At 71.8% G+C, this 21,727-nt stretch carries 17 protein-coding genes; 7 read left to right on the top strand and 10 right to left on the bottom strand.

Going from position 1 to position 21,727, the window contains the following annotated elements; genetic code table 11:
* Together ASE27_RS12840 and ASE27_RS12835 are read right to left on the bottom strand one after the other, a co-directional pair.
* A complete protein-coding gene (locus tag ASE27_RS12840; protein WP_056651450.1) occupies positions 1–1,653 on the bottom strand; it encodes an ABC transporter permease subunit in 1,653 nt (550 codons plus the stop codon).
* A 128-nt stretch (positions 1,654–1,781) separates the two neighbouring features.
* A complete protein-coding gene (locus ASE27_RS12835; protein WP_056650832.1) occupies positions 1,782–3,014 on the bottom strand; it encodes an extracellular solute-binding protein in 1,233 nt (410 codons plus the stop codon).
* A 238-nt stretch (positions 3,015–3,252) separates the two neighbouring features.
* On the opposite strand from ASE27_RS12835, the gene ASE27_RS12830 reads away from it, so the two are divergent.
* Complete coding sequence (locus tag ASE27_RS12830) at positions 3,253–4,290, top strand: LacI family DNA-binding transcriptional regulator (protein WP_235534383.1); 1,038 nt, start codon at positions 3,253–3,255, stop codon at positions 4,288–4,290.
* A 211-nt stretch (positions 4,291–4,501) separates the two neighbouring features.
* Entirely contained in the window at positions 4,502–6,307 is a 1,806-nt protein-coding gene (locus tag ASE27_RS12825) for an alpha-amylase family glycosyl hydrolase (RefSeq protein ID WP_056650825.1), read from the top strand.
* A gap of 150 nt (positions 6,308–6,457) precedes the next feature.
* Here the strand turns inward: ASE27_RS12825 and dusB are convergent, their stop codons facing one another.
* Together dusB and ASE27_RS12815 are read right to left on the bottom strand one after the other, a co-directional pair.
* Positions 6,458–7,669 carry a tRNA dihydrouridine synthase DusB gene (dusB, locus tag ASE27_RS12820; protein WP_056650822.1) on the bottom strand — a complete coding sequence of 404 codons (1,212 nt, stop codon included), beginning with the start codon at positions 7,667–7,669 and terminating at the stop codon, positions 6,458–6,460.
* A gap of 93 nt (positions 7,670–7,762) precedes the next feature.
* Positions 7,763–9,151, bottom strand: coding sequence for a glycine--tRNA ligase (locus tag ASE27_RS12815; RefSeq protein WP_056650819.1), 1,389 nt, complete (start codon positions 9,149–9,151; stop codon positions 7,763–7,765).
* 274 nt (positions 9,152–9,425) lie between these two features.
* Here ASE27_RS12815 and ASE27_RS12810 point away from each other — a divergent pair, with 274 nt between their 5' ends.
* Genes ASE27_RS12810 through ASE27_RS19845 form a run of 5 tightly spaced genes read left to right on the top strand, consistent with a single transcriptional unit; the run spans position 9,426 to position 13,426 of the window.
* A complete protein-coding gene (locus ASE27_RS12810) occupies positions 9,426–10,448 on the top strand; it encodes a metal ABC transporter substrate-binding protein (protein ID WP_056650816.1) in 1,023 nt (340 codons plus the stop codon).
* Positions 10,445–11,293 (top strand): metal ABC transporter ATP-binding protein, encoded by an 849-nt coding sequence (locus tag ASE27_RS12805; protein ID WP_082608893.1) that lies wholly within the window; start codon positions 10,445–10,447, stop codon positions 11,291–11,293. Before ASE27_RS12810 ends, ASE27_RS12805 begins: the two co-directional genes overlap by 4 nt.
* A 23-nt stretch (positions 11,294–11,316) precedes the next feature.
* The gene (locus ASE27_RS12800; protein ID WP_056651447.1) at positions 11,317–12,222 is read left to right on the top strand and encodes a metal ABC transporter permease; all 906 of its coding nucleotides are present in this window, start codon (positions 11,317–11,319) and stop codon (positions 12,220–12,222) included.
* On the top strand, positions 12,210–12,605 hold the full coding sequence (locus ASE27_RS12795) for a Fur family transcriptional regulator (protein WP_056650813.1): 396 nt from the start codon (positions 12,210–12,212) through the stop codon (positions 12,603–12,605). The genes ASE27_RS12800 and ASE27_RS12795 overlap by 13 nt, the downstream gene beginning before the upstream one ends.
* Positions 12,602–13,426, top strand: a complete 825-nt coding sequence (locus ASE27_RS19845) for a DedA family protein (RefSeq protein ID WP_082608892.1) — start codon at positions 12,602–12,604, stop codon at positions 13,424–13,426. Before ASE27_RS12795 ends, ASE27_RS19845 begins: the two co-directional genes overlap by 4 nt.
* A 129-nt stretch (positions 13,427–13,555) precedes the next feature.
* Here ASE27_RS19845 and ASE27_RS12785 read toward each other — a convergent pair whose 3' ends face one another.
* The 6 genes from ASE27_RS12785 to ASE27_RS20445 all read right to left on the bottom strand — a co-directional run bounded on the left by ASE27_RS12785 (position 13,556) and on the right by ASE27_RS20445 (position 21,508).
* Positions 13,556–13,933 (bottom strand): VOC family protein, encoded by a 378-nt coding sequence (locus ASE27_RS12785; protein WP_056650810.1) that lies wholly within the window; start codon positions 13,931–13,933, stop codon positions 13,556–13,558.
* A gap of 120 nt (positions 13,934–14,053) precedes the next feature.
* Positions 14,054–14,842 (bottom strand): isoprenyl transferase, encoded by a 789-nt coding sequence (locus ASE27_RS12780; protein ID WP_056650807.1) that lies wholly within the window; start codon positions 14,840–14,842, stop codon positions 14,054–14,056.
* Positions 14,842–15,606 (bottom strand): DNA repair protein RecO, encoded by a 765-nt coding sequence (gene recO, locus ASE27_RS12775; protein ID WP_056650803.1) that lies wholly within the window; start codon positions 15,604–15,606, stop codon positions 14,842–14,844. Before recO ends, ASE27_RS12780 begins: the two co-directional genes overlap by 1 nt.
* A gap of 171 nt (positions 15,607–15,777) precedes the next feature.
* Complete coding sequence (gene leuA / locus ASE27_RS12770) at positions 15,778–17,556, bottom strand: 2-isopropylmalate synthase (protein WP_056651445.1); 1,779 nt, start codon at positions 17,554–17,556, stop codon at positions 15,778–15,780.
* A 239-nt stretch (positions 17,557–17,795) separates the two neighbouring features.
* Positions 17,796–19,997: a DUF2304 domain-containing protein gene (locus ASE27_RS20260; protein WP_056650800.1), complete on the bottom strand. Its 2,202-nt coding sequence runs from the start codon at positions 19,995–19,997 to the stop codon at positions 17,796–17,798.
* Positions 19,998–20,128: 131 nt separating this feature from the next.
* Positions 20,129–21,508: a PQQ-binding-like beta-propeller repeat protein gene (locus tag ASE27_RS20445; RefSeq protein WP_162259130.1), complete on the bottom strand. Its 1,380-nt coding sequence runs from the start codon at positions 21,506–21,508 to the stop codon at positions 20,129–20,131.
* Positions 21,509–21,727 lie beyond the last annotated feature (219 nt).

Raw genomic sequence — 21,727 nt, 5'->3', positions numbered from 1 at the left:
TCAGTTGATCTCCTCGAACTTGCGGGTGCTCCGGAAGGCCAGGGCCGAGATGGTGCCGACGATCACGAAGATGACGATCGACAGCGCGCTCGCGAGCCCGAAGTTCTTGGGGGCTGAGCCGTCGACGCCGGAGATCTGGTAGACCATCGAGATCAGGATGTCCGTGTGGCCGAGCGGCACCGAGGCGTCCGCGAACCGTGGACCACCCCCGGTGAGCATGTAGATGAGCGTGAAATTGTTGAAGTTGAACGCGAACGACGAGATCAGCAGCGGCGCCGTCGAGATGAGCAGCAGCGGCAGCGTGACCGAGCGCCACGTGCGCCAGCGCCCGGCGCCGTCGATCTTCGCGGCCTCCATGACGTCCGACGGCAGCGACTGGAGCGCGCCCGTGCAGATGAGGAACATGTACGGGAAGCCCAGCCACAGGTTCACGAACAGGACCGAGAGCTTCGCGAGGACCGGGTCCGTGAGCCACGGGATCTCCGCTCCCCCGAAGATGACCTCGTTGATGAAGCCGAACCGTGTGTTGAGCAGGCCCGACCACAGCAGGGCCGCGAGGAACCCTGGGATCGCGTACGGCAGGATCATGAGCACGCGGTAGATCTTGCGACCGCGCATGCGGACGTCGTTGAACGTGATCGCGAGGAACAGGCCGAGCAGGAACGTGGTCGCCACGGACCCGATCGCGAAGACGAACGTCCAGGCGAGGATCTTGACGAACGGCTGCGCGTAGCGCCCGTCCGAGAACGCGGTGACGAAGTTGTCGAACCCGACCGCGACACGCCAGCCCACGGCCAGGGTCGAGCCGTCCTCGGCCTCGAACTGCCCGTCGTCGTTGGGCGTGTAGACGGTCCCGGTGGTCGTGTCCGTCATGGTGTCGCTCGCGGCGTCCCACTCGAGCGTCGAGGTGTAGACGTAGCCCGTCATGGCGTCCGGCGTGCGGATCGACCCGTCCTCGGGGTCGTCCGACACCGGCACGCGGAGGTTCGTGACCTCCTCCTGGCGCTCGAGCACCTGGCCGCGCTCGAGGACGTCGTAGCCCGGGACCTCGGCGGCGCGGCCGCCCACGACCTCGGCGCCGTCGACCACCGTGAGGGGCTGCTCGGCCGTGCCGACCTCGACGTCCCCGTCCGGGGTGACGATCGCGAAGGCGAGCTCGTCGCCGTCCACGAGGACCGTGAGCGGCGCGGACTCGGAGCCCTCGACGCGGCGCTCGTTCTGCACGAGCAGCGCCTCGACCGCCTGGTCCTTGGTCGTGTTGTGGCCCGTGCCGTAGTTGGTGAAGGCGATGTAACCCGTGTAGGCCACGACGAAGATCTGGTAGGCCAGCAGGAACAGCAGGCCCGGCAGGATGTACTTGAGCGGCAACGCCCGCTTGGAGAAGTAGACCCAGTTGGCGGCGACGAGCATGGCCAGCATCGCCGCGAGGATCCCGTACGACTCCGCGCTCCACGCGGACCAGACCACGTACACGCCGAGCGCGTCGATGACGGCCATGAGGGCGAGCTTGACGAAGAACCCGGGGCTGTAGTTCCGGGCGTGCGAACCGTCACGGTCCCGACGGGGGCGCTGTGCGCGGGGCCCCTGGGGCGGCCCGGAGTCCTCCGGAGCGCCGACTTCGCTGTCGGTGGGCGTGATCTGTGGGGCGGACATCGAGCCTCCGTAGTCGTGCGACACGGGGGTACGGCCCGCGTCATGGGGCTGGCGCAGCACCGCTGGTGCGGTCCGCGCCGACGGCTCGTGGCCGTGGCGCCAGGCGCCACGGCCACGAGGTCAGGTGATCAGGAACCGATCGCTGCCTGGATGTCGGCGATCATCTTGTCCCAGGTGGGGATCGGGTCTGCGCCACCGACGATGGCGGCCTCGGTCACGCCCCAGAAGCTCCACACGGAAGCCATCTCGGGGATCGAGGGCATCGGGACGGCGTCGGCACCGACGGCGCGGAAGCCCGCGATGATCGGGTCCTCGGCAGCGGCCTTGTCAGCCGAGACGGTGAGCGCCGGCGAACGGTTGCCCGCCTTGTAGAGGGCCGTCTGGGCCTCCTCGGTCGAGAGGAAGTTGACGAGGAAGTCGTTGGCGACGAGAGCGTTCTCGCTCTGGTTGCTCAGGTAGAAGCCCTGCACGCCCACGAACGGCTGGGCGGGCTGGCCACCGGCGCTGGGGACCGGGTCGATCGAGAGGTCCAGGCCCTCGAAGGACTCGATCATCCACGGGCCACCGACGATGAAGGGCGACTCGCCGTTCTTGAAGGCCTCGACCGCGATGTCGTACGTCGTGTCCTGGCTGAGGTTGCCCGCGGCACCCTGTGCGCCGAGCCACGTCGCGAACGCCTGGCCCTCGGGGCCGCCCATGGCGAGCTCGGAGGTGTAGGAGCCGTCAGCGTTCTGCGAGAACACCGGGGCGCCGAACGACGTCTGGAACGGGTAGTGCGTGTACGGGTCGCCCTTGGCGCCGTCCGACTGGACGAGGATCGGGAACTTGGTCCCGGCGGCCTGTCCGGCGGCGATGGCCTCGTCCCACGTGGCGGGGGCCGCGGGGGCGAGCGCGGTGTTGCGGATGAGCGCGATGTTCTCGATCGCGTAGGGCAGGCCGTAGACCTGGCCGTCCTGCGTGAAGGCCTCGATCGAGACCTTCTCGAACTCGGACGCCTTGTCGCCGAGCTCGAGGGGGGCGACGACACCGTTGGTGGTGAACTCGCCGAGCCAGTCGTGCGCGCCGACCGTGATGTCGGGGCCCTTGCCGGTCGGGACCTGCGCGAGGAAGTCCGCGCGGATGTCGTCGAAGTTCTTGAGGACGACCTCGACCTTGGTGCCGTTCTCGGCCTCGAAGGCCTTCGCGGCGTCGGTGACCGCGGCCTGGCGGGTCTCGTCGACCCAGACCGTCAGCGCACCGGTCGAGCCGGTCGAATCGCCGGACCCCGAGGTGGTCTCGTCGTCTCCGCTGCCGCCGCCGGAGCAGGCAGTGAGCGCCAGCGTGGTGCTGAGCGCTGCGGCTAGAAGGATGCTCCGTCGCATCTGAGTCACTCCAAGCATTCGAGATGTCAGCCAAGGGTGGCGAACCTGCCCTCCTTGGCCCTGATGTGGACGACCGTACGACGTCGGGTAGCCATCGTGCAAGCGCTTGCGGTAACTTTCATGCAACGCTTTACACACAACGGCGAAACAAGCTCGTCGCACACAGTCGCCTGTCCAGAATCATCCGACCGGCGAGCAACCAGGACGAGGAGGTCCGGTGTCACCTACACTGCCCCACGTGCGTACCCGTCTCACAGATCTCGCCGAACAAGCCGGCGTCAGTACTGCGACGGTCTCGCGCGTCCTGAACGGGAAGGCCGGTGTCGCCAGCGAGACGCGCCAAGCAGTGCTCGCTGCGCTGGACCTCCTCGGCTACGAACGTCCCGAGAAGCTCCGCAACCGGTCCGCAGGCCTGGTCGGCCTGATCGTCCCGGAGCTGACGAACCCCGTCTTCCCCGCGTTCGCGCAGATCATCGAGTCGCTGCTCTCCGAGCACGGGTACACCCCTCTACTGTGCACGCAGTCCCCGGGGGGCACCACCGAGGACGAGTACGTCGAGATGCTCCTCGACCACGCGGTCGACGGCATCGTCTTCATCTCGGGCCTGCACGCGGACACGCAGGCGAGCCACGACCGCTACGAGCGCCTGCGCAGCCGCGGGATGCCCATCGTCCTGGTCAACGGCTACGCACCGGGCGTGGACGCCCCGTTCGTCTCGCCCGACGACGTCGCGAGCGTCGAGCTCTCGGTGCGCCATCTCGAGTCGCTCGGCCACCGAAAGATCGGTCTCGCGATCGGCCCCGGCCGGTTCGTGCCGGCACAGCGCAAGCTCGCCGGCTTCGCCGACGCGCTCGTGCGCCACGGGCTGGTCTCGGACGTGGCCGAGGCGCAGGAGCACATCGTGGTGACCCTCTTCACGGTCGAGGGCGGTCAGGCTGCGGCCGGCGAGCTCATCGACTCGGGGCACACCGCGATCGTGTGCGGCTCGGACCTCATGGCGCTCGGCGCCATCCGTGCGGCCCGCGCGCGCGGCCTGCGCGTCCCCGAGGACGTGTCGGTCGTCGGCTACGACGACTCGCCGCTCATCGCCTTCACCGACCCTCCGCTGACCACGGTGCGCCAGCCCGTGTCCGCGATGGGCCAGGCGGCGATCAGCGCCCTGCTCACCGAGATCTCCGGCGACAGGGCCCCGCGGTCCGAGCTGCTGTTCCAGCCTGAGCTCATCGTGCGCGGGTCGACGGGCGCGGCACCGGCCCCTCGACTCGACAACCCCTAGCCGCAAGCGCTTACACTCGGACGACGGCTCGTCGGGCCCGCCTCCTTCATCGGTCGCGCCCACGATCCCCGTACCGGTGATCCTCCGGGCCACGACGCCCGGTTTCCCGCACGGACCGCCTCGCTGCACCAGGCGCCCCGGACCGTCGGCCACCATCCCCAGAACGTGCTCCACCACGCCACACCCCGCACACAGTGAGGACCTGTACTCCATGTCTCGTATCGATTCGATCCCGGCGGCCGAGGTCGACTCCGCACCTGCACTGACCGCCACCCAGCTCGTCCACGCGGCCCACGAGGGCCCGGGCGAGTGGTGGCGCGACGCGGTCATCTACCAGGTGTACCCGCGCTCCTTCGCCGACGGGAACGGCGACGGGATCGGCGACCTGCCCGGCGTGACCGCCCGCCTGCCGCACCTCAAGTCACTGGGGATCGACGCCGTCTGGCTCTCGCCGTTCTACCGCTCGCCCCAGAAGGACGCCGGCTACGACGTCTCCGACTACCGCGACGTGGACCCGCTGTTCGGCACGCTCGCCGACTTCGACGAGATGCTCGCCGCGGCGCACGCGATGGGCATCCGCGTCATCGTCGACGTCGTCCCGAACCACACCTCCGACCAGCACGCCTGGTTCCAGGAGGCGCTCGCAGCGCCCGAGGGCTCGCCCGAGCGCGCTCGCTACCTGTTCCGTGAGGGCAAGGGCGAGAACGGCGAGCTGCCCCCGAACAACTGGCAGTCGATCTTCGGCGGCCCGGCCTGGACGCGCGTGACCGCGGGCCCCGGCGCGCACGTCGTGACCGGCGCCGAGGGCGAGGTGGCAGGTCAGTGGTACCTGCACATGTTCGACTCGACCCAGCCGGACCTCGACTGGACCAACCCAGAGGTCCGCGCCGAGTTCGAGGACGTCCTGCGCTTCTGGCTCGACAAGGGCGTCGACGGCTTCCGCATCGACGTCGCGCACGGCATGGTCAAGCAGGACGGGCTGCCCGACTGGGACGGCTCGGTCTCGATGGTCGAGGGCACCGACGCGGGCGCTCCCGAGGACGGTTCCACGGGCGCGGGCAACTCGGGCCCCATGTTCGACCAGGAGGGCGTGCACGACATCTACCGCGCCTGGCACAAGGTCCTGGCCGAGTACGACGGCGACCGCGCCCTCGTGGCCGAGGCCTGGGTCGAGCCGCTCTCGCGCCTGGCCCGCTACGTGCGCCCCGACGAGATGCACCAGGCCTTCAACTTCTCGTTCCTGACCACTGCCTGGGACGCCGCGCCGCTGCGTGCGGTCGTCGCGGCCTCGCTGCACGCCTCCGACGAGGTCGGTGCGCCCACCACCTGGGTGCTGTCCAACCACGACGTCGTGCGCCACCCCTCGCGCCTGGGCCTGGCCGAGCCCGGCCTGCGCCCCAACGGGATCTTCGCGCACGAGCCCCAGCCCGACGAGGAGCTCGGCCTGCGCCGGGCCCGCTCTGCGAGCCTGCTCATGCTCGGCCTGCCGGGCAGCTCCTACCTCTACCAGGGCGAGGAGCTCGGGCTGCCCGAGCACACGTCGCTGCCGAACGAGGTCCGCGAGGACCCCGCGTTCTTCCGCACCGAGGGTGCCGAGGCGGGCCGCGACGGCTGCCGCGTGCCGCTCCCCTGGTCCGCCGAGGCCCCCGGCCTCGGGTTCGGGGCCACGGGCAAGACCTGGCTCCCCCAGCCCGAGTCGTACAAGGCCCTCGCGGCCGACGCGCAGTACGGCGTCGCCGGCTCGACGTTCGAGATGTACAAGGCCGCGCTCGAGATCCGCAAGGCGGAGAACCTCGGTGCGGGCTCGCTCGCCTGGGTCGACGCCTACGCGGACTCCACCGACGTCATCGCGTTCCGCAACGGCGACGTGGTGGTCCTGGCGAACCTGGGCTCCGAGCCCGTCGTCCTGCCGCACGGCGCGCAGGTGCTCGTCGAGAGCGGACCCACGTTCTCCGACCGCAGCGCCGACCCGCAGGTGCGCGTGCCCTCCGACACCACGGTGTGGTTCCGCGCGTGACCTGGTAGCCCGTCGGGCCGCGCGAGCGGCCCGACGGGTCCACCACCGCCCCCGGGAGCACGAGCACCCGGTACGCGACGACGGCCCGGTGCCGGAGGAGATCCTCCGGCACCGGGCCGTCGTCGTCGGGCGTGCAGCGTCCTGCGGGCCTCAGCCCCCCGAGACGCTCAGCTCCGCCTCGCGCAGCTTCTCCTCGAACTCCTCGGAGAGCTCGCGCGAGTCGAGCCAGCCGTAGGGCAGGTGCGGCTTCTTGGGTGAGCCCGCGCGGCCGCGCTGCCCCTCGGCGGCCTCGCCCGGATAGGGCTGGTCGAGGTCGAGCGCGTCGAGCTTGCCGCGCAGCTCCTCGAGGGTCGAGACCATCGCGAGGCCCTGCCGGGCCTCGCCACCCACCGCGTACCCCTTGAGGTACCAGGCCATGTGCTTGCGCAGGTCGCGCATGCCCTTGCCCTCGTCGCCGCCGAAGTACTCGATCATGAGCTCGCCGTGACGGTAGATGGTCTCGGCGACCTCGCGCAGGCCTGGCGTCACGCGCACGTCCGAGCCCGAGAAGGCCGCGGCGAGGTCGGCGAAGAGCCACGGACGACCCTGGCACCCGCGCCCGACGACGACGCCGTCGCAGCCCGTCTCCCGCACCATGCGCACGGCGTCCTCTGCCGACCAGATGTCTCCGTTGCCGAGGACGGGGATCTCGGTCACGGTCTCCTTGAGGCGCGCGATGGCCGACCAGTCCGCGGTGCCGCTGTAGTAGTCGGCGGCGGTCCGCGCGTGCAGCGCGACGGCCGCGACGCCCTCTGCCTGGGCGATGAGCCCGGCCTCGAGGTACGTCAGGTGGTCCTCGTCGATGCCCTTGCGCATCTTGATCGTGACGGGCACGCCGTACGGCTCGGCGGCCTTGACCGCAGCCCGGACGATCGAGGTGAACAGGTCCCGCTTCCACGGCAGCGCCGAGCCGCCGCCCTTGCGGGTCACCTTGGGCACGGGGCAGCCGAAGTTCAGGTCGACGTGGTCCGCCCGGTCCTCGCCCGCGATGATCTTGACCGCGGCGCCGACCGTCGCCGGGTCGACGCCGTAGACCTGGGCCGAGCGCGTCGCCTCGTCCTCCTCGAACGTGACGATCCGCAGCGACTCCTCGTTGCGCTCGACGAGCGCCCGGCTGGTCACCATCTCCGCGACGTACAGGCCGGCGCCGTGCTCGCGGCACAGCCGACGGAAGGCCGCGTTGGTCACGCCCGCCATGGGGGCGAGGACCACGGGGGTGTCGACGACGTGGGGCCCGATCCGCAGGGGCGGCAGCACGTGTCCGGTTGCGGGCGCCGGGGTCTCGGGCGCGCGCGAGGCGTCGGAAAGGGTGGGGAGGGTCACCGGGCCATTCTCCCACCATCCCCCCAGCAGGCGAAAAAGGGCCGCCGTCCACGGGTGGACGGCGGCCCTTCGCTGCCCCGCGGGGCGGACGCGCTAGGCGCCGAGGAGGCGCGCTGCCAGGTAGGCGGTCACCTGGTCGAGCGCGACGCGCTCCTGCTCCATGGAGTCGCGGTGACGGATCGTCACGGCCTGGTCCTCGAGCGTGTCGAAGTCGACCGTGATGCAGAACGGCGTGCCGATCTCGTCCTGGCGGCGGTAGCGACGACCGATCGCGCCCGCGTCGTCGAAGTCGACGTTCCAGTACTTGCGGAGCTCGGCCGCGAGGTCGCGCGCCTTGGGCGAGAGCTGCTCGTTGCGGCTCAGCGGCAGCACGGCGGCCTTGACGGGCGCGAGGCGCGGGTCGAGGCGGAGCACCGTACGGACGTCGGTGCCGCCCTTCGCGTTGGGCGCCTCCTCCTCGTGGTACGACTCGACGAGGAACGCCATGAGCGAGCGCGTCAGGCCCGCGGCGGGCTCGATCACGTACGGCACGTACTTCTCGTTCGTGACGGGGTCACGGTAGGTGAGGTCCTTGCCGGAGTGCTCCGAGTGCGTCTTGAGGTCGAAGTCGGTGCGGTTCGCGACGCCCTCGAGCTCGCCCCACTCGGACCCCTTGAAGCCGAAGCGGTACTCGATGTCGACCGTGCGGGTCGAGTAGTGCGACAGCTTCTCCTTCGGGTGCTCGTAGAGGCGCAGGTTGTCGCGCGAGATGCCGAGGTCGACGTACCAGCTGGTGCGCAGGTCGATCCAGTACTGGTGCCACTCCTCGTCCGTCCCGGGCTCGACGAAGAACTCCATCTCCATCTGCTCGAACTCGCGCGTGCGGAAGATGAAGTTCCCGGGCGTGATCTCGTTGCGGAACGACTTGCCGATCTGGCCGATGCCGAACGGCGGCTTCTTGCGTGCGGCGCCCACGACGTTCTGGAAGTTCACGAAGATGCCCTGCGCGGTCTCGGGGCGCAGGTAGTGCATCCCGGACTCGTCCTCGACGGGGCCGAGGTAGGTCTTGAGCATCATGTTGAAGTCGCGGGGCTCGGTCCACTGACCACGGGTGCCGCAGTTGGGGCAGGCGATCTCGGCGAGGCCGCCCTCGGGGGCGCGGCCCTTCTTCTCCTCGAACTCCTCGATCATCTGGTCCTCGCGGAACCGCTTGTGGCACGAGAGGCACTCGGTGAGCGGGTCGGTGAAGACGCCGACGTGGCCCGAGGCGACCCAGACCTCGCGCGGGAGGATCACGGAGGAGTCGAGGCCCACCACGTCGTCACGGCTCGTGACCATGGTGCGCCACCACTGCTTCTTGATGTTCTCCTTGAGCTCGGTGCCCAGGGGCCCGTAGTCCCATGCGGAGCGGGTACCGCCGTAGATCTCGCCCGAGGGGAAGACGAACCCGCGCCGCTTGGCGAGGGAGACGACGGCATCGAGTCGAGAAGGCGCAGTGGCCACGGGCGATCACTCCAGGAAATCGTGTGTACCCCGCACGTGGCTTCGTGCGGGACGGTGCAGGACAGGCGCCCCGGTCGCCGCGTCGAGGCGGTCGAGGTCCGTGGGCGCCAACGTCCCAGGCTACTCGGTCTTTCCTGGCGAGGTGAGCCCGGGGTGGGCCGCAGGCCCGACGGCGCAGGCGCCGTCGGGCGGTCGCGTCCCCCTGGGCGCTGTGTCACCCAGGCCACACCCACCCTTGTTGACATCCGTTATCAATATCAACGACGATGGGGACATGCCCCTCCTCTCTCGATCGCACCGTGCCGCCCTCGTCAGCTCCGTCGCCCTCGCGACCACGCTCACCTTGGCGGCCTGCGGCTCCGGGGGGACGTCGGGCGGCGGCGGGTCGGGCGGCGACGCTGCGGGAGACACCGTGCAGGTGCTCGCGTCGTTCTACCCCCTGCAGTTCGTCGCCGAGCGCGTGGGCGGGGACCGCGTCGAGGTCTCCAACCTCACCCCGCCCGCGGCCGAGCCCCACGACCTCGAGCTCTCGCCCGCCCAGGCCCGCACGGTCGGCACGGCCGACCTCGTCGTCTACCAGTCCGGCTTCCAGGCGGCCGTCGACGAGGCCGTCGAGGGTCGTCAGCCGGCGCACGTCGTCGACGCGTCCGAGGCCGCAGGCCTCGAGGAGCACCCGGGCGAGTCGGGCACGCGTGCGAGCACGACTGGCACCGAGGACGCGCACGACGACCACGCGGACGACGGAGACGCCGACGACGGGCACGACCACTCGTCGCACGGCGGCCTCGACCCCCACTTCTGGCTCGACCCCACGCGCCTGGTCCCGGTCGCCGAGCAGGTCGCGGCCGAGCTCACGGCGATCGACCCCGACGGCGCCGACGAGTACGCGGCCAACCTGGCCGAGCTCACGGCCGACCTGACCGCGCTCGACACCGAGTACAGCGAGGGGCTCGCGAGCTGCGCGAGCCCCTACCTCGTGACCTCGCACGAGGCGTTCGGGTACCTCGCCGAGCGCTACGGCCTGGAGCAGATCGGCATCACCGGGATCGACCCCGAGGCCGAGCCCTCCCCTGCACGCCTGCGCGAGGTCGCGGACGTCATCCGTGACCACGGCATCACGACGATCTTCTTCGAGACCCTCACGAGCCCCAAGGTGACCCAGACCCTCGCGCAGGACGTCGGCGTGCAGGCCGCGGTCCTCGACCCCCTCGAGGGCCTGAGCGACACCGGCAGCGACTACCTTGACGTCATGCGGAACAACCTGGAGGCGCTGCGCACCGGCCTGACCTGCGCATGAGCACCTCGATCCTGAACCCACCGGCGATCGAGGCCACCGGGATCCACGTGACCCTCGGCAACAGCGACATCCTGCGCGGCGTCGACCTCACGGTCGAGCGCGGCGAGGTCGTCGCGCTGCTCGGCGCGAACGGCTCGGGCAAGTCCACGCTCGTGAAGTCCCTCGTCGGCATCGTGCCGCTCGCGGCGGGCCACGTGCGGCTCCTGGGCGCGGACCTGGGCCCCCAGGTCCCGTGGGCGCAGCTCGGCTACGTCCCCCAGCGCGTCTCCGCACAGGCGGGCGTGCCCTCGACGGCCGAGGAGGTCGTCGCGTCGGGCCTGCTCCACGGGCGCCGCATCCGGCTGCCTCGTGGCTGGCGCGCGACGGCCCGCGAGGCCCTCGACCGCGTCGGCCTCGCCGACCGCGCGCAGAGCGCGGTGCACGAGCTCTCGGGGGGCCAGCAGCAGCGCGTCCTCATCGCCCGGGCCCTCGCGCGCGACCCCCGGCTGCTCATCCTCGACGAGCCCGTCGCGGGCGTGGACCAGCCCAGCCAGGAGGCGTTCGCCGCGACGCTGACCGAGCTCACGCGCGACGGCATGACGGTCCTGGTCGTCCTGCACGAGCTGGGCGCGCTCGCGCCGCTCATCCAGCGCTGCGTGGTCCTGCGTCACGGCCTGGTCGTCCACGACGGCGCCCCGCCCCGGGTCACGTCGGCGCACGCCGGGCCGGACCACGAGCACCTGCACCCGCACGGCGACGACCCCGAGCGCAGCGCCTCGCCCGGTTCGGACATGGGCCTGACCGACGCCCCGCTCACGCGCCACTCCCCCGCCCCCGCCCGTATCGACCGTGGAGCCGCCTCGTGAACGCCCTGGACGAGCTCGTCGGGATGCTCTCCGACCCCTTCATGCAGCGCGCCCTGATCGCGGCCGTGCTCGTGGGGGTCACCGCGCCCGTCATGGGGACCTACCTCGTGCAGCGCAAGCTGTCGCTGCTCGGCGACGGGATCGGGCACGTCGCCCTGACCGGTGTCGCGCTCGGCTGGCTGGTGGGCGGCGCCATGGGCGTGGTCCCCAACGACGCGCTCGCGATCCCCGGCGCCGTGGTCGCGGCCGTGATCGGCTCGGTGATCATCGAGCTCGTGCGCGAGCGCGGGCGCACGAGCGGAGACGTCGCCCTGGCCCTGATGTTCTACGGCGGGATCGCGGGCGGCGTGCTGCTCATCGGGGTCGCCGGCGGCAGCTCGGGCAACCTCATGCAGTACCTGTTCGGCTCGATCTCGAGCGTCTCGCCCACCGACCTGTGGCTCACGCTGTTCCTGGGCGTGCTCATCCTCGCGGTCGGCATGGGCCTGCGCGCGGCGCTGTTCGCGGTGAGCTACGACGAGGAGTTCTCGCGCGCGTCGGGCCTGCCCGTCCGGGCGCTCAACATCGCGATCGCGGTCATCGCGGCCCTGACCGTGACCGTGGCCATGCGCGTCGTGGGTCTGCTGCTCGTCAGCGCGCTCATGATCGTGCCCGTCGCGATCGCCCAGCTCGTGACCATCTCGTTCCGCCGGACCATGGCGCTGGCCATGGTCATCGGCGTCGTGGTCTGCGTGGTCGGGCTCTCCGTCACGTACTGGCAGACTCTGTCCCCGGGGGCCACGATCGTCGTCCTGGCGATCGCCCTCTACGCGGTCGTGGCGATCCTGCGTCCCGTGCTCGTGCGGCGCAGGCCTCGCACGTCGCACGACCCGCACCCCGACATCCCCGACGACGTCCACGTGGAAGGTGGCGAGCGATGCAGCGCATGACCCGGCAGCGGGCGGCGGTCTCCGAGGCTCTCGAGGACCTGCCCGACTTCCGCAGCGCGCAACAGCTCCACGAGCTGCTGCGCGCCCGCGGCGATGCGGTGGGTCTGGCGACGGTCTACCGCACCCTGCAGACCCTGGCGGAGGGCGGGCACGTCGACGTCCTGCGCACCGAGGACGGCGAGAGCCTGTACCGCAAGTGCGAGCGCAGCGAGCACCACCACCACCTGGTGTGCCGCGCGTGCGGCACGGCGGTCGAGATCGACGGCCCGACCGTCGAGACCTGGGCCTCGCAGGTCGGCGCGGCCCACGGCTTCACGGACATCCAGCACACGATCGAGCTCTTCGGTACCTGCGCGGCGTGCCGGGCGAAGCAGGACGCATGAGCGCGGTGTCCGCGCTCGCGGGGGCGTTCGTGGGCGCACTCTCCGTCCCGACGGCGTCGCTCGCCTCCTCGGGCCCCGTCACCTCGGTCGTCTCGGCGGCCGGTGACGAGTCGTCCGGGATCTTCTCGATCGACGGCGTGCCGTACTGGATCATCTACGCCGCAGCGTTCGCGATCGTGTTCGTCCGCGCTCAGGCGACCTACTGGGCCGGTCGCGGTGTGGCACGGGGCACGGTCAACACGTCGTGGTCGCGACGGCTCGAGAGCGAGCGCGCCCAGCGAGCGATCTCGACGATCAACACGTGGGGACCCATCGCCGTCACGCTGTCCTTCTTCACCGTGGGCGTGCAGACCGTCATCAACCTGACGGCCGGCTACACGCGCATGAAGTTCTCGCGCTACCTCGCGGCGCTGCTGCCCGGCTGCGCCATCTGGGCCGCGATCTGGACGACGATCGGGATCGCAGCATTCAACACGGCTGTGCTGCTCGCGGCCCGCAGCCCCGTCGGGCTGGCCGTGATCGTGCTCCTCGTCGTCGGGCTCGTGGCGTGGATCGTCGTCGCCTCGCGGCGCCGTCGCCGGGCCCGCGCCCTCGCGGCGGACGCCGCGGACGGGACGAGCGGCTCGCCCGAGGGCGACGCCATCGCTACGGACGGCCAGCCAGGGGCGGACGGGGCGGCGCGTTCGCGGCCGGCCGGTGCCAACCCGTTCGGCGACGTGGCGGACCTGCTGCTCGACGCACAGGACGACCCGCAGGACCACTCGCGTGGCACGCGCGGTCCGGACTCGACGCCCTCGCAGGCCCACCGCCCGCGCGACTGACGAGGTACCGGCGCGACCGCTCCCCGGGGAGACGGCGCGTTCGCGGCCGGTCGTCGCGCGTGCCGACCGTCGGTGGTCCGCGACGTCGACCGTCCGCCACGGACTCGGCCGACGGTCACGTCCCCGCCGTCAGGAGATCTCGGTGGCCGTCTCGTCGGGCTCGCCCAGGCAGAACTGGTTGCCCTGCGGGTCGGTGAGCACCGACCACCGGTAGCCCGGGATCGTGTGCTCTGCCACGAGGCCCGCGCCGTCGGCGACCAGGCGCGAGACCTCGGCAGCCCGGTCCGGCGCGGACAGGTCGAGGTGGATCTTGTTCTTGCCGGGCGTCGGGTCGTCGACCTTCTGGAACCCGAGCACGGGCCCCTGGCCGTCGCCCGCAGGCACGACCTCGAGGAACCAGCCGTCCGCCTCGTCGACGAGGCGACCGCCCGTCTGCCGTGCCCACCACTGCGCCAACGGGCGCGGGTCGGTCGAGTCCACCGTGACCATGCCGATCGAAAGAGTCATACCGGGCAGGCTAGCGAAGGGCACCCACACGCGCAGGACGACGCCCCGTGCCGTCCGGAAGGGCTCCCGTCGAGGGGCGGCTCGGGGCCTCTCCCCTCGACGGAGAGCTCGACCCAGGCCTCAGGGGAGGTCGGCCGACTTGTCGATCGCCCCGCCGTAGCGCCGGTCACGGCTCGCGTACTCCTCGACCGCGCGCCACAGGCTGCGTCGGTCCACGTCCGGCCAGTGCTCGGGCAGGAAGACCATCTCCGCGTACGCGGCCTGCCAGATCATGAAGTTGGACGTGCGCTGCTCGCCCGAGGACCGCAGGAACAGGTCCACGTCCGGCAGGTCCGGCTCGTCGAGGTACTTGGCGACGGTCTTCTCGGTGACCTTCTTGGGGTCCAGCCGACCGGCCGCGACCTCCTGCGCGATCGCCTGCGCAGCGTCCGCGATCTCGGCGCGGCCGCCGTAGTTCACGCACATCGTCAGGGTGCAGGTGTCGTTGCCCGCCGTGAGCCGCTCGGCGTCCTCCAGCTCTTTGATGACCGAGCCCCACAGTCGCGGGCGGCGACCCGCCCAGCGCATCCTCACGCCCCAGCTGCTCATCTCGTCGCGCCGACGACGGATCACGTCGCGGTTGAACTGCATGAGGAAGCGCACCTCCTCGGGTGAACGCTTCCAGTTCTCGGTCGAGAACGCGTAGGCCGAGACGTGCTTGACGCCGATCTCGATCGCGCCCGCCACGACGTCGAGCAACGCCGCCTCGCCGGCCTTGTGCCCCTCGGTGCGCGGCAGCCCGCGCTCGTTGGCCCACCGTCCGTTGCCGTCCATGACGATGGCCACGTGGTTGGGGACGAACCGCGCCGGGATCCTGGGCGCGACGGCCCCCGAGGGATGGGGCGGTGGCGGCTGGATCGGTCGGGCCATCAGGCCTCTCCTCCGGCCCGCGGAGTGACCGCTCCGTCTCGTTCCACCATCCGCAGTGATCGCAACGTTCTCTCCAGGTGATATTGGCTGTAGGCGGCCACGAGGCCGCTGGCTTCCTTGCGGTGGCGCGCGTCGGACGCGTCCGCCACGTCCCACTCGCCCGCGAGCAGCGCGGCGAGCAGCGAGAAGGTCTCGGGGGCGGGGGCCGTGGACCCCGGGGGCCGGCAGCGACCGCACACGGCCCCGCCCAGCGCCACCGCGAACGAGCGGTGCGGACCGGGCTCGCCGCAGCGCGAGCAGTCCGTGAAGCTGGGCGCCCATCCCGCGACCGCGAAGGCGCGCAGCAGGTAGGAGTCCAGGACCAGGCCGGGGGCGTGGGCGTTGACCGCGAGCGAGCGGACGGCCCCCGCGAGCAGCCAGAACTGCTGCACCGCGGGCTCCTTCTCGGCCTCGACCAGGCGGTCGGCGGTCTCCAGCATCGCGGTCCCCGCGGTGTAGAGGCTGTAGTCCTCGCAGATCGCCCGGGCGTAGGGCCCCACGGTCTCCGCCTGGGTCACGACGTCGAGGCTGCGCCCCACGTGGAGCTGCACGTCGACGAACATGAAGGGCTCGAGCCGTGCGCCGAAGCGCGACGACGTGCGCCGCACCCCCTTGCCCACGGCCCGGACCTTGCCGTTCTCCCGTGTCAGCAGGGTGACGATGCGGTCGGCTTCGCCCAGCTTCTGGGTGCGGAGCACGATCGCTTCGTCTCGGTAGAGGACCACTCCCCTATTGTCCGCCATGCCACCCACGTCCCGGTGCACGCGCCCCGTCTCGTGGGCCTACGTGCACAGGTCCCTCACGGGCTCGTGCCCGTGGGGGCGGAGCTCGTGCGCGCTACGCCAGGCGTGTCGCGCAGGAGCTCCGCCCCCACCGGAGGCCGGCAGGCTGCGAGGTCAGACCGCGACGCGCTCTGCGCGGTTGACGGCCGAGACGATCGCCTTGAGCGAGGCCGTCGTGATCGACGGGTCGATGCCGACGCCCCACAGCACCTCGTCGCCCACCTGGCACTCGACGTAGGCCGCGGCGTTGGCGTCGCCGCCCTCCGACAGCGCGTGCTCGGCGTAGTCCAGGACCCGTACCTCGACCCCGACGTGCGCGATCGCGTCGACGAACGCCGCGACCGGCCCGTTGCCCGAGCCGTCGAGCGTCAGCTCGTCACCGCGGTCCAGGACGTCGACGGCCAGGGTGTCCGGGCCGTCCTCGGTCGACGACGCCCGGGTGCCGCGCAGCTTCAGGCGGCCCCAGGGCTCGAGCCCCGAGTCCGGGTCGACCGGCAGGTACTCGTCCGAGAAGATCCGCCAGATGTCGTCGCCCGTGACCTCCTGGCCACCCGCGTCGGTGAACGCCTGGACGACGCGCGAGAACTCGATCTGCAGCCGCCGCGGCAGGTCCAGGTGCCGCTCGGACTTGAGCAGGTAGGAGATGCCGCCCTTGCCCGACTGCGAGTTGACCCTGATCACGGCCTCGTACGAGCGCCCGACGTCCTTGGGGTCGATCGGCAGGTACGGCACGCCCCAGACCAGGTCGTCGACGCCCTTGCCCGCGGCCTCGGCCTGCGCAGCCATGGCGTCCAGGCCCTTCTTGATCGCGTCCTGGTGCGAGCCGGAGAACGCCGTGAACACCAGGTCACCCGCGTACGGGTGACGCTCGTGGACCGCGATCTGGTTGCAGTACTCGACCGTGCGGCGCACGCGGTCCATGTCGGTGAAGTCGATCTGAGGGTCGATCCCCTGGCTGAACAGGTTCATGCCCAGCGTCACCAGGCAGACGTTGCCCGTGCGCTCCCCGTTGCCGAACAGGCAGCCCTCGATGCGGTCCGCTCCGGCCTGGTAGCCCAGCTCGGCCGCCGCGACGGCCGTGCCGCGGTCGTTGTGCGGGTGCAGCGACAGGACCACGTTCTCGCGGTGCGCGAGGTGGCGGTTCATCCACTCGATCGAGTCGGCGTAGACGTTGGGCGTGGCCATCTCGACCGTCGCGGGCAGGTTGATGATGACCTTGCGGTCCGCCGTCGGCTCGAAGACCTCGATGACCTCGTTGCAGATCCGCATCGCGAACTCGAGCTCGGTGCCCGTGTACGACTCGGGCGAGTACTCGTAGAAGACGGCCGTCTCGGGGATGGTCTCCTCGAACTTGCGGCAGAGCTTGGCGCCCTCCACCGCGATGTCGACGATGCCGTCCTCGTCGGTGCGGAACACGACGTCGCGCTGCAGGCGCGACGTCGAGTTGTACAGGTGCACGATCGCCTGCTTGGCGCCGCGCAGCGACTCGTACGTGCGGGCGATCAGGTGCTCGCGCGACTGGGTCAGGACCTGGATCACGACGTCGTCCGGGATGTGCCCGTCCTCGATGAGCAGGCGCACGAAGTCGAAGTCCGTCTGGGAGGCCGACGGGAAGCCGACCTCGATCTCCTTGTAGCCCATCTCGACGAGCAGCTGGAACATCTTCAGCTTGCGCTCGGCGTTCATGGGCTCGATCAGTGCCTGGTTGCCGTCCCGCAGGTCGACCGCGCACCAGCGCGGGGCCTTCTCGATGCGCTTGTCCGGCCACGTCCGGTCCGGCAGCGACACGTCGAACTGCTGGTGGAACGGCTCGTACTTGTGCACGGGCATGCCGGACGGCTGCTGTGCGGAGCGGGGGCTGGTCTGGGGGGTCTGCGCCGTGGTGCTCATCATGTCCTTCGCGATCTCTTCGTCGGTGCTGTTCAGCCGGCACACCAACCACCGCGACGAGGTTGCGGCCTAGAGGGCCTCGTCGCGGCAACGAAGGAGGAGCAGCTGCGTCAGGTGCACGTTGTCACCATACCCCCGTCCGGGGCCATGCTCAGGGACGTCCCGCTGGATGACATGCGAGAGGCGGGCCCGACGGGTCGTGTGAGCGACGTCATCGGGCCCGCCTCAGCGGGTCGCCGGGGTCAGCGTCCGCGCGAGCGCAGCGCGGCGTCGACCGCGGGGTCCCCGAGGTTGCCGAGCCACTCGAGCAGCGCCGGGTACGTCGACGGGTTGGCCGCGACCTGGGGCCGCAGGTGCGGCGCCTCCTGGACGATCTGCGCGAGGACCTCGAGCGGCGTCGACGGGTCGAGCGCCTGCGCCGCGCTGAAGCCGACCGGCTGCGGGTCCTGGTAGGCCGGCAGGACCGCGGTCTCCCCGGCTGCCTGGGCCGCGTAGCCCGGACGGGCCGCGTAGCCGGAGCGCTCCTGGACGGCCGGCTGCACGGGGCGCGCGGACTGGACGCCCTGTGCAGGCAGCACCTGGGTCGGCTGGTACTGCTCGACCGGGCGCACAGGCTGCTGCTGGGGCTGGGCCGGGCTGTACGGCTGCTGGCTCGGCTGCGCGGGACGGTACTGCTCCTGCGCGACCGGCTGCGTGGGCTGCTGTGCCGGCTGCGCCGGAAGGTGCGGCTCCTGCGCGACCGGCTGCGCCGGCTGCTGAGCCGGCTGCTGGGCCGGGGCCGGGCTGTACGGCTGGGGGCTCGGCTGGTAGGGCGCCTGCGCGCCGGGCTGCGCCGAGGTCGGTCGCGACACGGGGGCCGCCGGGTCCTGCTCGCGGGCGCCCGCGGCCGGACCGTAGCCGTCAGGACCGGTCGCGTAGCTCCCGCTGCCGTACGGGCCGGCGACGGGCTCCTGGGCGGGCTGGGGGCGCACGGGGCGAGGCGCGGGCGGCTGCCACACGTAGGCGCTCGGTGCCGCGTCGGCCCCGACGACGGACGCCGGACGGTTCTCGGCGAAGTGCGTGCGGACCTCCGCGGGCACCGTGAGCGCGAACGCCGTGATGGCGGGCAGGCCGAAGGCCAGCAGCAGCAGGTCGGTCCCGACACCGATCCCCAGGCCGGACTGGTTCGCGACGACGATGAGGAGCACGATGCCGAGCACCGCCACGACCCCCGCGCCGCCCAGCGCGAGCGTCCTGCCCGACACGGCGTCCCGGGCGAGGGCACGACGAGCGACGAGGCTCACGCCCACCATGAGGAGGCCGAGCACGAGCGCGAGGATCACGACGACCCCGCTCAGCCCGGCGGCGAGCCACAGGATCGCCTGGAGCGTCAGCACCGCCGCGACGACGAGGACCAGGTCCAGGGTGTCGACCGCCACGGCGACCCACGTCTCGACGGGGGACGCGGACGCCGTGCTGCGGGCGACCGCGGGCGAGGCGGCGACCGCTGCGGCCGCCGGGATCAGCAGCAGGCCGAACTGGCCGCCGCGCAGGCTCTCGTAGCTCACGAGAAAATTGCCCGTGTTGAGGACGTAGAGCACCACGAGCGCGATCCCGAGGCCGACGAGCACCAGGCGCCAGGACTCCTGCTTGCGCAGGATCCCCCACACGGGCAGTCCGACGAGCCCGACCGCGAGCGCGGCGACGACCAGGCGCGCGAAGATCCCGACGACGCCGAGGCCGAGCGTCAGGCTGAACACGAACGCGACGACCGCACCCACGACCGCGAGCGCGCCGATCCCGATCAGGACCTTGACCCAGGTCTGGGACACGGCCCGGTCCTGGTCGACCGGGCCGAGCTCCGCCTGGCGAGGCTGCGCGGCCAGCACGGCCCCGGCGAGACCGAGCGCGAGACCCGTGCCGAGGCCGCCCCACCCGTTGCCGGCCGTGCCGTTCACCAGGTCCAGGACGACGTAGACGGCGACCAGCAGCCCGTAGGGTGCGTTCGCCAGGAGCCGGACCCTGCGCGTCGTGTGCACCGTCCACGTCGTGGGCAGGACCCCCGTCCGCGCCAGGTACGGCAGGGCGAGCGAGAGCAGGGAGAGGACCGAGACGAGGATGACCTCGACCTTGTCCGACGCCCGGTTCGCGAAGTCCCACGGCATGGTCAACGAGACGAACAGCAGGAGCGCCGCGACGCCGTCGCGCACGTAGTCGCTCACCGGGATCCCGGCGAAGGGGTTGGCCGGCGCGGCAGGTGACGTGGTCGCCGACGCGGACGCCTTCTCCTCGGGCTGCTCGGACGGCTTGCCGGACGACGTGGCCGCAGGGTCCGCCGACGACGCCGTGGCGCTGCCGGGAGCCGACTCGTCGGGCGTCCGAGCCGTGGCCCGGGCGAGCGGCCCCGTCCCCCCGGTCGGTTCCTGCTGATCGGGGCCGGGCCCCGGGTCGGTCTCGTTGGTCATCGTGCTCTCCCTACAGGTCGCCCCGGCCTCGGGATCGGTCGAGCACCGGTTTCAGGCCATGACGGCCCCGTCAGTTTCTACCGGTTGATCACCGATGGCTCAAGTCTCCCACCAGGAGACCGGCCGACCCCTCAACCGATCCGGACCACTTCCGTGTCCGTGACCGCGAAGAGCTGACCCTGCGCCGAGACGACTTCTCGGTACGTGGGATCCAGGACGTCTCGCCACTCGAGACCGCCGTCGAACAGGTTGAGCGAGACGAGCTCGGACGCCCCCACGTCCGGGTCGTCCCTGCGTCCCGTGATCGTGCTCGTCAGGAGCAGGGAGTCGCCGTCGGTGAAGGCCCGGTGCACCTCGCTCGACAGCCAGCGCCGCCACAGGTCCCGGCCCGTGCGGGTCTCGATCGCGATCAGCCGGGAGCCCGACTCGACGACCAGGACGTCGTCGGTCTGGAGCCAGATCATCTCGGGCCACTCCTCCCGGTGCCACAGGCGTCGCCCGGAGAGCGCGTCGTACCCCGTGAAGCCGGGTGACCGGACGACCAGGACGTGCGGCACCGTCCCGTCGGTCACCGCCGGGACGAACGGCTCGCCCGGCAGGACGTACCGCTCGCTGCCGTCCGCGTCGAGCACGCGCACCTCCTCGACCTGCCCCGTCCGGGCGTCGAGCGCGGCCCGGACGCGCAGGTCTCCCGGCAGGGGACCGCCGGCGGCCCAGCCTCCGGGCACGGACCGGGGGCGCGCATAGCCGGTCGCGTACTCCCCGGACGCGTCGAAGGTCTCGCGCAGGTCCGGCGCCCGGACGTGGAGCAGCCCGCGCAGTCCGCGCAGCTCGATGGTCCCGGCGTCCCGGTCGTCCTCCCGGGTCGTCGAGCCGACGGCGTCGACCGGATAGCCGGCCGCGTGCAGGACGCGCGTCCGCACGAGAGTCCCGTCGAGGGCCTCCTCCCAGCTCACGACCGCGCGGTCGCCGTCCCGACGAGCGGTCGCCACGAGCCCGTCGGCGAGGGGGGTGGCCGCGTCGGTCGCCCCGGCGAGCGCACGGGTCCCCACGACCTGACCTGCCGGGTCGAGGACGGTCACGACGAACGTGGACCGCGAGGTCGACGGCTCGGAGGCGTCGACCGGGCCGTCCCCGGTGCCCGGCGCCTCCCCTGCCGGTGCCGGGTCGACCTCCGTCACGCACACGAGCGGCGATCCCACGCTCCCCGGGTCGAGCAGGTCCGGGCCGCACACGCTCGTGCCCTCGGGCAACGAGGCCGACCACAGCGGCTCGCCGGTCGCGACGTCGAGGCCCTGCAGGGCTCCGTCGGCCTCGAGCACGACCTGCCCCTCCACGGCCGCGGGCCATCCGCCGTCGGTCGGCGCCCGCCAGACGACGTCAGGATCAGGGGCGACCGACCACAGACCGCCCGGCTGCGTCGCGACGAGCCCGGCCCGATGACGGTCGGAGAGCCCCCCGACGACGAAGGACGCGCCTGTGCCCGCCACGGCCACGGCCACGGCGGCCACGACCAGGGCACGCGCCGGGACCCGCCGAGCGCGGGAGGGCAGTGCGGACGCGTCCGGCGCGGACGGCTCGGACGACTCCGTCGGCGCCGACTGCGCGAGAGTGCCGCTGGCGACACCGGGTGTGTCCGTACCCCCTCGGCCACCACGTCGCGGGCTCGGGCGCCCCGTGCGACCCCGGTCTGGTCCCGTCGTCGGCGGCGCCCCTCCCCCGCCCGTGGC

Origin of the sequence: Oerskovia sp. Root918, assembly GCF_001428945.1 — a bacterium.
Classification (GTDB): domain Bacteria; phylum Actinomycetota; class Actinomycetes; order Actinomycetales; family Cellulomonadaceae; genus Oerskovia; species Oerskovia enterophila.
This window is presented reverse-complemented; position numbering and strand designations above follow the sequence as displayed.

Bases quoted from the DNA above. Each gene is read 5' to 3' on its own strand.
- ASE27_RS20260 (WP_056650800.1), bottom strand. From the start codon at position 19,997: ATGACCAACGAGACCGACCCGGGGCCCGGCCCCGATCAGCAGGAACCG.
- ASE27_RS12780 (WP_056650807.1), bottom strand. From the start codon at position 14,842: ATGGCCCGACCGATCCAGCCGCCACCGCCCCATCCCTCGGGGGCCGTC.
- ASE27_RS19845 (WP_082608892.1), top strand. From the start codon at position 12,602: ATGAGCGCGGTGTCCGCGCTCGCGGGGGCGTTCGTGGGCGCACTCTCC.
- ASE27_RS12825 (WP_056650825.1), top strand. From the start codon at position 4,502: ATGTCTCGTATCGATTCGATCCCGGCGGCCGAGGTCGACTCCGCACCT.
- ASE27_RS12800 (WP_056651447.1), top strand. From the start codon at position 11,317: ATGCTCTCCGACCCCTTCATGCAGCGCGCCCTGATCGCGGCCGTGCTC.
- ASE27_RS12810 (WP_056650816.1), top strand. From the start codon at position 9,426: ATGCCCCTCCTCTCTCGATCGCACCGTGCCGCCCTCGTCAGCTCCGTC.
- ASE27_RS12805 (WP_082608893.1), top strand. From the start codon at position 10,445: ATGAGCACCTCGATCCTGAACCCACCGGCGATCGAGGCCACCGGGATC.
- ASE27_RS12835 (WP_056650832.1), bottom strand. From the start codon at position 3,014: ATGCGACGGAGCATCCTTCTAGCCGCAGCGCTCAGCACCACGCTGGCG.
- ASE27_RS12795 (WP_056650813.1), top strand. From the start codon at position 12,210: ATGCAGCGCATGACCCGGCAGCGGGCGGCGGTCTCCGAGGCTCTCGAG.
- ASE27_RS12840 (WP_056651450.1), bottom strand. From the start codon at position 1,653: ATGTCCGCCCCACAGATCACGCCCACCGACAGCGAAGTCGGCGCTCCG.
- leuA (WP_056651445.1), bottom strand. From the start codon at position 17,556: ATGATGAGCACCACGGCGCAGACCCCCCAGACCAGCCCCCGCTCCGCA.
- ASE27_RS12785 (WP_056650810.1), bottom strand. From the start codon at position 13,933: ATGACTCTTTCGATCGGCATGGTCACGGTGGACTCGACCGACCCGCGC.